At 58.5% G+C, this 13,913-nt stretch carries 12 protein-coding genes; all 12 read right to left on the reverse strand.

The genetic code is table 11. The features are described from left to right. A complete protein-coding gene (locus tag K6L24_RS00090) occupies positions 1 to 750 on the reverse strand; it encodes a sugar phosphate isomerase/epimerase family protein (RefSeq protein WP_062744067.1) in 750 nt (249 codons plus the stop codon). Positions 751 to 951: 201 nt separating this feature from the next. Then, positions 952 to 1,980, reverse strand: coding sequence for a LacI family DNA-binding transcriptional regulator (locus K6L24_RS00095; protein ID WP_062744066.1), 1,029 nt, complete (start codon positions 1,978 to 1,980; stop codon positions 952 to 954). 59 nt (positions 1,981 to 2,039) lie between these two features. Then, positions 2,040 to 3,026 carry a LacI family DNA-binding transcriptional regulator gene (locus tag K6L24_RS00100; protein WP_062744065.1) on the reverse strand — a complete coding sequence of 329 codons (987 nt, stop codon included), beginning with the start codon at positions 3,024 to 3,026 and terminating at the stop codon, positions 2,040 to 2,042. A gap of 125 nt (positions 3,027 to 3,151) precedes the next feature. Then, entirely contained in the window at positions 3,152 to 3,811 is a 660-nt protein-coding gene (locus K6L24_RS00105; protein WP_062744064.1) for an OmpA family lipoprotein, read from the reverse strand. A 113-nt stretch (positions 3,812 to 3,924) separates the two neighbouring features. Then, the gene (locus tag K6L24_RS00110; protein WP_062744063.1) at positions 3,925 to 4,488 is read right to left on the reverse strand and encodes a DNA-3-methyladenine glycosylase I; all 564 of its coding nucleotides are present in this window, start codon (positions 4,486 to 4,488) and stop codon (positions 3,925 to 3,927) included. Positions 4,489 to 4,563: 75 nt separating this feature from the next. Then, positions 4,564 to 6,402 carry a selenocysteine-specific translation elongation factor gene (gene selB, locus K6L24_RS00115; RefSeq protein ID WP_062744062.1) on the reverse strand — a complete coding sequence of 613 codons (1,839 nt, stop codon included), beginning with the start codon at positions 6,400 to 6,402 and terminating at the stop codon, positions 4,564 to 4,566. Continuing rightward, a complete protein-coding gene (gene selA / locus K6L24_RS00120; protein ID WP_420898685.1) occupies positions 6,399 to 7,778 on the reverse strand; it encodes an L-seryl-tRNA(Sec) selenium transferase in 1,380 nt (459 codons plus the stop codon). The genes selB and selA overlap by 4 nt, the downstream gene beginning before the upstream one ends. An 8-nt stretch (positions 7,779 to 7,786) precedes the next feature. Continuing rightward, on the reverse strand, positions 7,787 to 8,398 hold the full coding sequence (locus K6L24_RS00125) for a glutathione S-transferase (RefSeq protein WP_062744060.1): 612 nt from the start codon (positions 8,396 to 8,398) through the stop codon (positions 7,787 to 7,789). A gap of 3 nt (positions 8,399 to 8,401) precedes the next feature. Continuing rightward, positions 8,402 to 9,328: a formate dehydrogenase accessory protein FdhE gene (fdhE, locus tag K6L24_RS00130; RefSeq protein ID WP_062744059.1), complete on the reverse strand. Its 927-nt coding sequence runs from the start codon at positions 9,326 to 9,328 to the stop codon at positions 8,402 to 8,404. Beyond that, complete coding sequence (gene fdoI / locus K6L24_RS00135) at positions 9,328 to 9,978, reverse strand: formate dehydrogenase cytochrome b556 subunit (protein ID WP_062744058.1); 651 nt, start codon at positions 9,976 to 9,978, stop codon at positions 9,328 to 9,330. Before fdoI ends, fdhE begins: the two co-directional genes overlap by 1 nt. Next, a complete protein-coding gene (gene fdxH, locus K6L24_RS00140) occupies positions 9,975 to 10,859 on the reverse strand; it encodes a formate dehydrogenase subunit beta (protein WP_222681823.1) in 885 nt (294 codons plus the stop codon). Before fdxH ends, fdoI begins: the two co-directional genes overlap by 4 nt. A 3-nt stretch (positions 10,860 to 10,862) precedes the next feature. Further along, positions 10,863 to 13,910: a formate dehydrogenase-N subunit alpha gene (gene fdnG / locus K6L24_RS00145; protein WP_222681824.1), complete on the reverse strand. Its 3,048-nt coding sequence runs from the start codon at positions 13,908 to 13,910 to the stop codon at positions 10,863 to 10,865. Positions 13,911 to 13,913: the final 3 nt, after the last annotated feature.

The raw sequence follows: 13,913 nt of genomic DNA on the forward strand, positions 1-13,913 counted from the left end.
CTACTCCTCACGCAGCAGGTCGACATAGTGGCGGGTCACCGCCACCAGATCCGGGCCTTCCAGCGGAAATTCAATAGCACGCGGAACGTCAGCGGGCAGCAGGGCCAGCGTGTCACGCCACAGATTATCAGCCTCATCCAGCGCCACGGCGCGCCAGCCTTCATCCTGCCGCACGGCGGCCTTCACATGGATATAGCTGACATAACGATTCAGGCGCGCGGCGGCCTCCAGCGGTTTATCGCCCACCCACAGCCAGTTGCCCATATCAAAGGTCATACCGTTGCAGGTGCGGCTTTCTCCACAGGCGTGGAAAAAGCGATCGAGCGCGGCCAGTTTCCCGCAATCGGTCTGATCGTTTTCCACCACCAGATGCACTTTTTTCCCGGCGAGCTTACTGCGCAACGCCTGGCAGGGAAAACGCGGGTCATAATGTCCCAGCGCATATTTTATTAACTGGGCATTAAGCTGTTCCGCTTCGGCAAAGTGCTGGTCGAGACGGGGATTAAGCGAACCATCTGCCATAAACAACGCTTCCGGTACGGAATAGAACGCCACCAGCCCGACGTGACGGATAGCCTCCGCCATCACGGGCAGCGAGGCGAGTTCATGCTCTGTCATCAGCTCGCGGCGGATTTCCACGCCGTCCGCCCCTGCAGCGGCAATAACCGGCAGCAGCGCCTGCTGGCCACCCATGGCTTTAACCTGCTGTTGCCCGTAGGCAGCGGTGACGACGATGATTTCTCTTTTCATACATCCTTCCTGCATCACTGTTCTGTTAAAAACGTTAGATGGAACCGGTTCCAAAAGATAGCAACAGAAGTGGAATTTATGATCGCGCTCACGATGTGCACAATTAGTGGCAGGGAAAGGTCTTAAAAAGAGAGGGAATGAAGGGTTGTCACCAACGGAGTAAGAAAAGCCTGCCGGCGTATAGGGCAGGCCTGAAAAATATTACGGTACGAGTTTTTGCGTTGATCCGCGCACGATCAGTTCACCGCTGAAAACCTGTTCATGCCGGGGCTGGTCATCGCCTGCAATACGTTTCAGAACCTGCTCCAGGGCGGCATAACCTATCTGCCACGTAGGCTGCTTCAGCGTGGTGATCCCGACGCCGGCCAGCTCCGCCCACTCCAGTTCGTCAAAGCCCAGCAGCCCAATCTGCTCACCCCAGTTCAGATTCAGGCGGCGCAGCGCGCGGGCAACCTGTAACGTCAGCGCCCCGTTCACCACCATCACGGCGCAGGGGATGCCGCGATGACGCTGGTAAAAGTCGCTCAGTACTGCATCCAGACGCGTGGGGTCGCTGAGGGAAATCTCGGCCTGTTCCGCCACCAGCTCAGGCTGCTGTGCCATACGCTGGCGAAAGCTGTGTACGCGCTCCAGCCGGGTGTTGACCAGTCCCAGCGGCTCGCTGATAAACAACAGCGCCCGGTAACCCTGTTCAAGCAGGTGCTCTGTGGACAGCACGGCGGCAGCATGGTTATCCAGCCCTACTACATCACATTCAAACTCGGGAATTTTACGGTCAATCAGCGTCATTGGCAGCAGTGACTGCTGAAGCTGGTTCAGTGCCTCCTCACGCATGCCGACTGCATTGACCACAATGCCTTCCACCTGATAGCTGTTGAGCAGATTGAGATAGTGTTTTTCAAGGTCAACTTCGTTATTGGTATTACACATCAGCAGGGTAAAGCCGTGGGCGCGGCAGGCGGCTTCAATGCCGCTTAACACATTAACGGAATAGGGGTTGGTAATGTCGGCAATGATCAGACCAATCAGCCTGGTGCGTCCGCGTTTCAGGCCGCGTGCCATCTGGCTGGGACGATAGTTCAGCGCGGCGATCGCCTGCTCAATGCGCGTTTTCAGGTCGGCGGAAAGCGCGTTCAGTTCGCCATTCAGATAGCGTGAAACGCTGGTTTTTCCGGTGCTTGCGGCTTTCGCAACATCGCTGATAGTGGCTTTGACGGCCTTACGGTTCATGGTGTTCCCAGATGGTGAAGATGGCGCGAGACTATCACAACTTACCCGCGACGGCAGCATCAGGGCAGTTTTAGCTCCGGCTGCCACAGCACCTGCAGCGTGGCGACATCGTGGCCCTCAATCAGCTTCTGAGCCATAGCAGCCACCTGCTGACCGACGTCGGGACGCGTTGCCTGAACAATACTGGCGACCGGATCGGAGACCACCGAATCGGCGGGCAGGCCATCGTAAACCACCAGCACAATTTGTTGCGGACCCGTGAGCCGGCCTGCTTCCCGTAGCGCAATTGCGGCACCATCGCCGAGCATATTACAGTCGGTGACGATGACCTGGGGTTGCGGATGCTGTGCCAGCATCTGTCGGGTCAGACGGTAGCCTTCCCGACGGGTAGGTTCCACCTGCCAGCATGCGTTATTGACCAGACCGCGTTGTGCCAGTGCATCAAGAAACCCCTGTCGCCGCTGATCAACGAAAGTCTGATCGTGATGACTGCCCAGCCAGGCAAAACGCTGTAAACCGCAACCGGCATAATGGTTGACCGCCAGCGCCGGGCCGGCATGGTTATCAAAATCGAACCAGGCGTAAGGCTGATCCAGATCGCTGCGCCCCAGCGCCAGGAACGGGAAGCCCAGCCGCTGTAGCGTGATCAGGCGGCTGTCCTGCCGTGCGGTATGGGCGACGATCAGGGCATCCACACAGTGGGTGCGCAGCATTCGCTGCATGCCGCGATGATCATCGTGGGTTTCATCGGCGATGATGAGCAGGTCAATATCAAACCGCGCAAGCGATTGCGCGGTGGCCCCCATCATTTCGACGAAGCTGATATCGTTAAAGGGTAACGGTGTGACAGGAAACAGCAGACCCACGGCATTGGTCCGCCCGGTTTTCAGGCGACGCGCGACCGCGTTAGGCCGATATCCGATACGTCGGGCTTCCTGTTCAATACGCAGGCGGGTTTCCTGTGCCACATCATCATAGCCATTAAGGGCACGACTGATGGTGGTAACAGAGAGCCCAAGAGTGCTGGCAATAGCTTTAAGTGACATATTTACAGAGGGTGATCAATTTGTGCGCAGGTTAGCACAGATCCTACATGCTCACTATGATGCGGCGAAATTATTCGGAAAAACAGGAATAATCGCCCCGGCACAGACAGGCCGGGGCGGGTGTATTACAGCGGGCTGAGGGTGATCTCAACGCGACGGTTTTGCGCTTTGCCTTCCGCAGTGCTGTTGGAGGCGATAGGGTTATCCGGACCCATGCCGCTGGTACGAACGCGGCTGGCGGCGACGCCCTGGGTAATCAGCGCGCTACCCACGCCGTCCGCACGCTGCTGTGAAAGGGTCATATTCAGCTGACGGCTGCCGCTGCTGTCGGTGTAACCGACAACGTTCACTGCCGTTTTTGGATACTCTTTCAATACCATCGCCACGCCGGTGAGGGTGTTGGCACCCGCCGGTTTCAGCGTGCTGCTGCTGCTGTCAAAGGTGACATTGTTCGGCATGTTCAGCACGATATTATCGCCATTACGCGTTACGCTCACGCCCGTGCCTTTCATTTTGTCACGCAGCTTCGCTTCCTGTACATCCATGTAATACCCGGCTCCACCGCCCAGTGCAGCCCCGGCAGCCGCACCAATCAGTGCACCTTTACCCCGGTCTTTCTTGGAAGAGGAGAGCATCCCTACCCCTGCACCCAGCGCCGCGCCAATACCCGCGCCAATGCCGGATTTACCTGCTTCGCGCTCTCCGGTGTAAGGGTTGGTGGTACAACCTGCCACGCTCAGGGTGCCGCACAGCACCAGAGCCAGTGTGATGACGCGTTTTTTCATTGGGGGTTCCTTCTCATTGCAGCATCTGGACAACGTTGCCCATAAATGCGGCCATTATGCCGCTGAAATATGGAGGAAATACCCAGGCTTATTCTCAATTTTGTAAGCGAAAGCTACTTGTTGTTATCAGGATGACAAAAGCACGCCGTGGTATGCTCGCTGATCAGCCCACAGGCCTGCATAAACGAGTAGCAGGTTGTGGAGCCGACAAATTTGAATCCGCGCTTTTTAAGGGCTTTAGACAGGGCATCTGAGGTCGCGCTGGTGGTCGGGGCCGCCCGATAGTCCTCGAAACGGCTGATCTGTGTCTGATGCTCAACGAAGCTCCAGATAAAGGTGTTAAACGGTTCACCTGCGGCTTCCATCGCCAGCAGGGCATGTGCATTGGCCATAATGGCGGCGATTTTTCCCCGGTGACGGATGATCCCGCTGTCCTGCATCAGACGTTCGATATCCTCTTCATCCATGGCGGCAACGGCCCGGACATCAAAATGATGAAAAAGGCGGCGGTAGTTTTCGCGTTTTTTTAATACCGTTAACCACGACAGTCCGGCAACCTGGCCTTCCAGGCAGAGCATTTCAAACAGCGACCGGCTGTCTGTCAGTGGAACGCCCCACTCTTCATCGTGGTAGGCAATATAGAGAGGATCCTGTGAAACCCAGCCGCAGCGTTGCATCGTCAATGTTCCTTATCCGAAGGGGATGCCATGGTAGCGTTAAACTCCGCCTCTGCGCCAGAGGCCCTTTCGGCGCTAGCGGAACATATCTTCATCGCGCAGCAGATGTTCATTACCGCGACGGCGGGTGAAGCCGCAGCGATCAAAATACTCCAGGATCTGCACCGCCAGCTTGCGCCCGATCCCGAGCTGGTCACGAAAATCGCCGGCGCTGGTACTCTGCTGCTGTACTGCCCGCTGGCGGATGATGTCAGCAAAGCGCATAAGGCAGCCATGACTGTAATAACGGTCTTTTACGATGGCGGTGATCTCGCCGCTCTGCGCCGCCTTGCGTAACAGCTGCCGCATCTGCTCTTCGTCACAGTCATGTTTTAAGGCCATGTCGCGCACCCACCATGCGCCGGTGGTAAACAGTGGTTGGATCTGTAACCAGATCGCTTTCTCCCGGTCATCAAAACGGATAGAGAAATCGGGCAGATGCAGCCAGCCACGGTTATTCATCAGTTTGTTACTGCTCATTAACCCGTCGATTAAGCTAAAGACCAGTGATTCAGGCAGCGTCGGTAACGCCATACGGCGGAGGCGGTCACGGCCAATACCTGGCCGATCGTTATGATTGTTGTGGTAGTTTCCCAGCGCGACCAGCAGGTCGTTCTGCCACTCTCTGGCCTTTACCTGAGGGCACAGATACCCGCCTTCAACAGCAGGCATTACCGCCGTCAGCACATCAGACAGGGCCTGGTCCGTCATTTGCAGCAGCCACCCCAACGCCTGAGGGGTGAAGGGGTGCTGTTGCAGTAGCAGTCGCACTTTTTCTGCCGCATCCCGTGCGTGTTCCCGCTGCTGCAGCCAGGCAATAAATTCCGGCTGACGCCTTCCGCGCTTCGGTGGCGTCAGCAGCAGCACCCTTGCTGCGCCCAGTGTCTCCCGCGCGCTGATGTCGCGCAGGATCAGCCGGTCTTCATCGGTCAGCCACAGCGGTTTATCGAGGTGTAATTCGGCCAGGTTATCCTGCAGTAATGCGATGCGGCCGGTAACATGGCTGGCCGCGTGATGCAGATGCAGCGTCTGCCCCTGGCGTAGCGGCTGGCGCAGCGTCAGGGCGACTATGGCCCGATCGCACGGCTGCACGGGGGGGGCGGTCAGCAGCCAGTCGCCCCGGCCAATCTCATCCTTTTCCACGCCGCCGGTGAGGTTCAGCGCAATGCGCTGGCCGGAATGGGCGTGCTCCGTAGGCTGGTTTTGCGCGTGCAGGTTGCGCACCCGCACCCGCTTGTTCATTCCCGTCAGCCAGAGCGAATCGCCGGTGTGTACATCCCCGGACAGCGCGGTGCCGGTGACCACTACGCCAGCCCCTTTAACGTTGAAGACACGATCGATAGCCAGGCGGAAAGTACGGCCGGTTTTCGCCCGTGGGGCAGGAAGATGGCGCAGATGGTCGCTCAGTTCGGCAATACCGGCACCGCTCTGCGTGCTGGTGGTGAACAGGGTGAGGTTTTCCCAACCCGACTGGCGCACCAGCTCGCGGATCTGCTGCGCAACGGTGTCACACTGCGCCGGGTCTACGTTGTCACATTTGGTCACCGCGACGGTCAGTGAAGGTTGTCCGCTGAGTTGCAGGATCGCCAGGTGCTCGCGGGTCTGCGGCATAATGCCATCATCGGCAGCGACGACCAGCAGGGCATGATCGATACCGCCGATGCCACTCACCATATTATTGAGAAACTTCTCGTGGCCGGGGACGTCAATGAAGCCGATGACCTCTCCGTCGGATCGTGGCAGCCAGGCATAGCCAAGATCAATGCTCATTCCCCGGGCTTTTTCTTCCGGTAAACGGTCAGTGTTAGCGCCAGTAATGGCCTGAAGCAGAGAGGTTTTTCCGTGGTCAACATGGCCCGCCGTGGCAATAATCATGTCGTCATCATCCTGATAAAGAGAGTGTCATCTTCCAGTGTCCGCAGGTCAAACCACAGACTGCCATTATAAATACGGCCGATCACCGGCACCTCACCGGCACGCAGCCTGGCGGCCAGCGCCATCAGCGTCCCACCGCTGTCGTCCAGCGGGGTAAGGGTGAGGGCGACGGAAGGGAGTCGTTCAACCGGCAGAGAGCCACTGCCAATTTGAGACAGGCATTCCGCGGTACTGACCCTGAACGAACCCGCCAGCGCTGCCGCCAGCGGCGGTAACAGGCGCTGGGCCTGAAGGGCGATGTCGGACTGTGGGCGGGTCAGTAGCCTCAGTGTGGGAAGCCGGTTCGCTAACTGTTCCGGGTGAAGATAGAGCTGTAACGTTGCTTCCAGCGCGGCCAGCGTCATCTTATCCACCCGCAGCGCCCGTTTCAGCGGGTGCTGCTGCAGCCGGTCAATCAGCGCTTTTTTGCCCACAATGATGCCCGCCTGTGGCCCGCCGAGCAGTTTATCTCCGGAGAAGCTGACCAGGCTGACGCCAGCGGCAATCAGCTCCCGGGGCATCGGCTCCTTCGGCAGGCCGTAGTGGCTGAGGTCAATGAGCGAACCGCTGCCCAGATCGCTGATGACCGGCAGGTTAAGCTCGTCGCCCAGCGCCACCAGTTCGGCCTCGCTCACCGCTTTGGTAAAACCCTGTACCTGATAATTGCTGGTGTGTACCTTCATCAGCAGCGCGGTCTGTTCCGTCACGGCGGCGCGGTAGTCCTTCAGATGGGTACGATTTGTGGTGCCGACTTCGCGCAGCCTGCAGCCTGCCTGTGTCATTACATCGGGGATACGAAATGAGCCGCCGATCTCCACCAGTTCGCCGCGTGATACCACCGCTTCTTTTCCCGGGGCCAGCGCAGCCAGCATCAGCAGGACCGCCGCCGCATTGTTATTAACGATACAGGCATCTTCCGCACCGGTCAGCTGACAGAGCAGGTCGGCCAGCGCCCGATCGCGGTGCCCGCGACCGGCTTCATCCAGAGCATACTCCAGGGTCACCGGCTGGCGCATCACCCGGGTGACGGCGGCGACAGCGGACTCCGCCAGCACGGCCCGGCCAAGGTTAGTATGCAGCAGGGTGCCGCTCAGGTTCAGCACCGGCAACAGGCCGCTACGCCCGACTTTTTCAAGATGCAGGTGGGTATGGTGGGCCCAGTCCGAGCACCAGTCGGGGAGATGCTGATGCTGACGGATATGCTCTCTCGCCTGTTTTTGTAACTGACGGAGCAGTGTCACCACCTGCTCATGGCCCCAGCGTTCACTCAGGGCCTGAAATTCTGCCTGGCGCAGCAGGCGATCAATGGAGGGAAGTTGGCTGAACAGTGTCTTCATTAAGGGGCTCAGTTAGCGGGCGGTTCCGTACGGGCAAAGCTGTCACGCTGGAACAGGGTGGTAGCCAGTGCCACCAGCGTGGGCCGGTTCACATTCCAGGCGGGTGCTACGCGGCGATAATTGAGGTAACCCAGCGTGCAGGCGGTGGCGATATCGGCCAGGGTGATCTGCGGGCTGTTCAGCCATTTTCCCTGCGCAGCCGCCGCTTCGAGTGCATCCAGCCCACGCTGGATTTTATCGCGCTGACGCAGCATTTCACTGGCAGACTGCTGGTCCGGCGCTTTCTGCTGTTCGCGAACGATCAGCAGTGCGGCATCGCAGACGCCATCCGCCAGCGCCTCCAGCTGGCGAACTTCAAGCTGGGCGCGCGGGTCAACGGGCAGAAAGGCAGGGTCGATATGCTGGAGCTCAAGCCAGGCGGCGATAATCGACGAGTTATACCAGACCTCTCCGTCATCACTGACCAGCGCAGGAACCTTGCCCAGCGGAGTATAGTCCTTCACATGGCTGCCTTCATGCCACGGGGATTCGTTGATGAACTCGAAAGTCATGCCTTTTTCCAGCAGCATCACCGAAATTTTACGCACATACGGACTGGTGTAATTACCGATAAGCTTCATCGTCTAGTCTCCCGGGAATAAAAATGGATTCAGACTGCTGCGGGCGAAGCCTTCCTGCTCCATGCGCGCATCAAGAATTAATGAGGCGAGGTCGTCAGCCACCGGTTCGACCGCCGGGTCCTTTTCCTGATAGAGCATCTTCAGGTAGGTGCCGCAGTCACCGCAGCTTTCTGCCTTGATGGCTGCCGTTTCATTATCCAGTGACCAGTAGTGCAAGTCCTGGGTCTGTTCGCAGTTACTGCATTTGGCGCGAACCACATGCCATTCGCTTTCACACAGGTTGCAGTGCAGATAACGCAGCCCGTCTTTGTGGTTGCCCATATGGATCACGCTGGACACCGGCACACTGGCACAGACCGGGCAGAACTGACGCTGTTCACCGGCTTCCGCCCGGGCTTTGCCGGGGATCAGCGCGGCCATCTGCGCCCAGTACAGGGATAATGCCGCCCAGATAAACGGGGATTTATCGCTGCTGACCTGGGCAAACTCACTGGCAAACAGCGCGCTGGCCATGGCTTCCAGCTCGGCGGAGGAGGCTTTTTCCAGATTTTCCAGCACTGCCAGCGCCTGACCGGTCATTTCAGGTTTAAGTTCAGCGATCAGGGAATGCAGCAGGCGCTGCCAGTGGTTGTCGCGCGGCAGGGTATTGATATCCAGCGGAGGTTTGCCGAGACGGGCGCTTTCCTCCAGCCGGGCGTACAGATCCTTTTCTAACGGATGGTCGTAGAGCACGATCTCCTGAGCGGTCGCAATGACTGCCGCAAAGCGCAGATAGTCACCCAGGGGGTTCTTTTCTGCCAGCTGCCGTAAACGGGCGGCGCGGCGGCTGTAAAGCTGCTTCAGCCTGGGGAAAAGTAACGGCGGAATACTCGCCGCCGTTGTCGGGTCGCTTTTCTCCAGCCTGTCCTGCGGGATAATGCGAATAGTCATCAGGGACCTTTTTCCTGTTGTTTTTGCTGGTTTTGCTGCTCTCGCACGCTACGATACCAGCGCGGGTGATGCTTTTTAGCCCAGGTTGCGGTGACCCAGCCTTCGACCATCGCCGTTATCGTGCCTTTGATCCAGAGCGCGGCGTAGACGTGTACCATAATCACCACGATCAGAACCACCGCCGCCACCGAATGCACCACCAGCGCTCCCCGTATCAGGGGAATGCTGAAGAGGGGGGCAAAGTAAGGACGCCAGATCACCACGCCGCTGGCCAGCAGCAGAATTAAGCTGATGATAGCTGCCCAGAATACGCACTTCTGACCGAAATTATAGCGCCCGGTGTCGCCGGCCTCCTCGTTTTGAACAATTTTATGAATATTTTTTGCCCACACTACGTCCTGCCTGTCGAAAAGATTGTGTCGCCAGTAGCGGAAAAACATCAACAGAAAGGCAGCGAACATCACTACACCGACAAAAGGATGCAGGATGCGCGCCAGTTGCGGCGTACCGAGGATGTGCATCAGCCAGTTAAACGAGGGGAAGAAAAACCCCAGTCCGCTGACGGCCGCCAGGATAAAACAGAGCACTACCAGCCAGTGATTAAGACGTTCAGGCGCGCTGTAGCGCTGAATACGCTGATGGGGTTTCATCGATCATCCTCCTGATGTTCATCCTCTTCGGCCCGGTTCGGGCCGACCCCGACATAGTGGAATACCGAGGCGGCAAAGGTAGCGGCAAAGCCAAACGCAGCCAGTGGTTTCCAGATACCTTTCCAGAAGGTGACGGCCGGACTGATGGCCGGATCCTGCGGCAATCCGTGATACAACGTGGGCCGGTCAGCATGATGCAGCACATACATGACGTGTGTGCCGCCCACGCCTTGCGGATCGTACAGGCCGGCATGGTCATAGCCGCGTCCTTTCAGTTCCCCGACGCGCTCTGCCGCCACCTGCTTCATCGCCTCTTTACTGCCAAAGTAAATCGCACCGGTGGGGCAGGTTTTCACGCAGGCCGGTTCCTGACCAACGTTAACCCGGTCGACGCACAGGGTACATTTGTACACCCGGTTATCCTGCGGGTTAAGACGCGGCACATTGAACGGGCAGCCGGCAATGCAGTACCCGCAGCCGATACACTGTTCAGACTGGAAGTCGACGATACCGTTGGCATACTGAATGATCGCGCCCTCTGACGGGCAGGCTTTCAGACAGCCTGGGTCAGCACAGTGCATACAGCCATCTTTGCGGATCAGCCACGCCAGCCGGCCGTTTTCCTCCACTTCAGAAAAGCGCATCACGGTCCAGGATTTGGCGGTCAGATCGGCGGGGTTGTCGTATACCCCGACGTTAGTCCCGATTTCATCGCGGATGTCGTTCCATTCGGAGCAGGCCACCTGGCAGGCTTTACAGCCGATGCAGGTGGTCACGTCGATCAGTTTGGCCACCTCCTGCTGGTGGTCGCGGGCCTGCGGGGGAGGGGTCAGGTCATTGGTTGCCGAACGGCGAATGATGTCCTGTGATTGATAAGCCATCGTTTACACCTTCTCCACGTTAACCAGGAACGCCTTGAACTCTGGCGTCTGCGTATTGGCATCACCGACGAAAGGCGTCAGCGTATTGGCGAGGAAGCCTTTCTTCGCCGCGCCGAGGAAGCCCCAGTGGATCGGAATTCCAATGGTATCGACCGGTTTACCATTCACGGTCAGCGTCTGCAGGCGTTTGGTCACCACTGCTTTCGCTTTGATGTAGCCGCGATTCGAACTGACCTTCACCGTATCGCCGTGCCCGATGCCCAGCCTGTCCGCCAGCGCTTCTCCGATTTCAATAAACTGTTCCGGCTGGGCGATGGCGTTCAGCCGCGCGTGCTTGGTCCAGTAATGGAAATGTTCGGTAAGCCGGTAAGTGGTGCCGACATACGGGAACTGCGGTGCCTGTCCCATGTTATTCAGATCGTCGGTGAACACCCGTGCTGCCGGATTGGAGATCACCGACGGATGCAGCGGGTTAGTGCCAATCGGCGTTTCAAACGGCTCGTAATGCTCCGGGAACGGCCCTTCCGCCATTTTATCCAGCGCAAACAGTCGCCCCATGCCTTCAGGCTGCATGATGAACGGTCCGGCATCGCTGCCCGGTGGTGCATTACCATAGTCGGGAATGTCCTGACCGGTCCATTTGGCACCGTCCCAGTGCAGTAGCTGGCGTTTCGGATCCCAGGGGTGACCCTGCGGGTCGGCAGAGGCGCGATTGTAGAGAATGCGGCGGTTCAGCGGCCACGCCCAGCTCCAGGCTGGGGTATTCCCCAGCCCGGAAGGATCGCTGTTATCGCGTCGGGCCATCTGATTGCCTTCCGGAGTCCAGCTTCCGGCGAAGATCCAGCAGCCGCTGGCGGTGCTGCCGTCGCTGCGCAGCTGGGCAAAGCTGCTCAACTGCTGGCCTTTTTTCACCAGGATTTCGCCCTGATCGTCCCGCAGGTCATGCAGCGCCCGGCCGTTACTTTCCCTCGCGACTTCCTCCGACGCCGGTGCATCAGGTGTCTGATAATCCCAGCTCATGTTCAGCACCGCCTCCGGCAGCGCACCGCCCTCCCGGGCATACAGCTCGCGCAGGCGGAGGTAGATCCCGGCCAGGATCTCGCCGTCATTCCGCGCTTCACCCGGTCCGTCAGCTCCTTTCCAGTGCCACTGCAGCCAGCGCGCCGAGTTGACAATGGAGCCGTTCTCTTCCGCAAAGCAGGTGGACGGAAGACGGAAGACTTCCGTGCCGATTTGTGACGGATCGGCGCGGTTGAACTCGCCGTGGTTTTCCCAGAAACTCGCCGTTTCGGTGGTGAGCGGATCGATAGTGACGAGGAATTTTAGCTTCGCCAGCGACTCCGCTACCTTTTGCTTGTGCGGGAATGACGCCAGCGGGTTAAAGCCCTGGCAGAGGTAGCCGTTGACCTCGCCCCGGTGCATCATGTCGAAATACTGCAGCACGTCGTAGCCTTTATCCCACTTCGGTAACCAGTCAAACCCCCAGCTGTTTTCCGGCCGGGCGTGGTCGCCATAGAACGCCTTCATCATGCTGATAAAGAACTTCGGATAGTTGCTCCAGTAGTTGACCTGGCCGGGCAGCAGCGCTTTTGGCGTGTTGGCGGCAAGGTAGTGCTCGAGATCGGCCTGTTTTTCGGAGGGCAGCGTCATATAGCCCGGCAGGCTCTGTGACAGCAGGCCAAGATCGGTCAGCCCCTGGATATTGGAGTGGCCGCGCAGGGCGTTAATGCCGCCGCCCGCCATGCCCATATTGCCCAGCAGCAGTTGGATCATCGCCATGGTGCGGATGTTCTGCGCCCCCACGGAGTGCTGCGTCCAGCCCAGTGCGTAGAGGAACGAGGCGGTCCGGTCCGGTGCGCTGGTCTCGGCCAGCAGTTCGCAGACGTGCAGGAAGTCTTTTTGCGGGGTACCGCAGATATTTTCCACCACTTCTGCGGTGTAGCGGCTGACGTGGTGTGACAGCAGGTTATAAACACAGCGTGGGTGGGCGAGCGTGGGATCGCGTCGGGCAAAGCCCTGCTCATCCAGCTCATAGTGCCAGCTGGTTTTATCGTAGCTGCGCGTTTCAGGGTCATAGCCACTGAACAGGCCGTCATCGAAGCTGAAATCTTCCCGCACGATCAGGCTGGCGTTGGTGTAAGCCGAGACGTACTGATGCTGAATTTTGCCTTTTTCGAGCAGATAGCGCAGCACGCCCGACAGGAAGGTAATGTCGGTGCCGGAACGAATGGGCGTGTAAAAATCCGCCACCGATGCCGTACGCGTAAAGCGCGGATCGATAACGATCAGTTTTGCGTTGTTATGGATTTTGGCTTCCATCGCCCAGCGGAATCCTACCGGATGCGCTTCAGCGGCGTTGCCACCCATCACGACGACCAGATTCGCATTGCGGATGTCGACCCAGTGATTGGTCATCGCACCGCGACCGAACGTTGGAGCAAGACTTGCTACCGTAGGTCCGTGTCAGACGCGCGCCTGGTTGTCGACGGCAAGCATACCGAGCGACCGGGTCATTTTCTGCGTTAAGTAGCCGGTTTCATTGCTGGAAGCCGAGGCGCAGAGCATCCCGGTCGTAAGCCAGCGATTGACGGTCACGCCCTCTTTATTCTGTGCTACGAAGTGCGCATCGCGGTCATCTTTCATCAGCCTGGCGATGCGGTTAAAGGCATCATCCCAGCTGATACGCTGCCATTTATCGCTACCGGCCGCGCGATATTCCGGGTACTGCAGGCGGCTTTCGCTGTGAATAAAGTCGAGCAGCCCGGCCCCTTTCGGGCACAGTGCACCGCGACTTACCGGATGGTCGGGATCGCCTTCAATATGGAAAATGCGTTCTTTCACATTCTTTGCCCCATCACCCATGCTGTACATCAGCAGGCCGCAGCCTACCGAGCAATAGGTACAGGTATTCCGGGTTTCACGGGCACGTAACAGCTTGTACTGACGGCTTTCCGCCAGCGCTACGCCGGGCGTAAAACCGAGAGCGGCGGCGGTGGTGCCTGCCATTCCTCCCGCACAAATTTTAAAGAATCGTCTTCTGCTGACTTTCATCAC

This window comes from Erwinia persicina (genome assembly GCF_019844095.1).
In the GTDB taxonomy this organism is placed as follows: Bacteria; Pseudomonadota; Gammaproteobacteria; order Enterobacterales; family Enterobacteriaceae; genus Erwinia; species Erwinia persicina.

Coding starts and splice junctions, on each gene's coding strand:
- K6L24_RS00125 (WP_062744060.1), bottom strand. CDS start 8,398: ATGAAGCTTATCGGTAATTACACCAGTCCGTATGTGCGTAAAATTTCG.
- selA (WP_420898685.1), bottom strand. CDS start 7,778: ATGAAGACACTGTTCAGCCAACTTCCCTCCATTGATCGCCTGCTGCGC.
- K6L24_RS00110 (WP_062744063.1), bottom strand. CDS start 4,488: ATGCAACGCTGCGGCTGGGTTTCACAGGATCCTCTCTATATTGCCTAC.
- fdhE (WP_062744059.1), bottom strand. CDS start 9,328: ATGACTATTCGCATTATCCCGCAGGACAGGCTGGAGAAAAGCGACCCG.
- K6L24_RS00100 (WP_062744065.1), bottom strand. CDS start 3,026: ATGTCACTTAAAGCTATTGCCAGCACTCTTGGGCTCTCTGTTACCACC.
- K6L24_RS00090 (WP_062744067.1), bottom strand. CDS start 750: ATGAAAAGAGAAATCATCGTCGTCACCGCTGCCTACGGGCAACAGCAG.
- fdxH (WP_222681823.1), bottom strand. CDS start 10,859: ATGGCTTATCAATCACAGGACATCATTCGCCGTTCGGCAACCAATGAC.
- selB (WP_062744062.1), bottom strand. CDS start 6,402: ATGATTATTGCCACGGCGGGCCATGTTGACCACGGAAAAACCTCTCTG.
- K6L24_RS00095 (WP_062744066.1), bottom strand. CDS start 1,980: ATGAACCGTAAGGCCGTCAAAGCCACTATCAGCGATGTTGCGAAAGCC.
- K6L24_RS00105 (WP_062744064.1), bottom strand. CDS start 3,811: ATGAAAAAACGCGTCATCACACTGGCTCTGGTGCTGTGCGGCACCCTG.
- fdoI (WP_062744058.1), bottom strand. CDS start 9,978: ATGAAACCCCATCAGCGTATTCAGCGCTACAGCGCGCCTGAACGTCTT.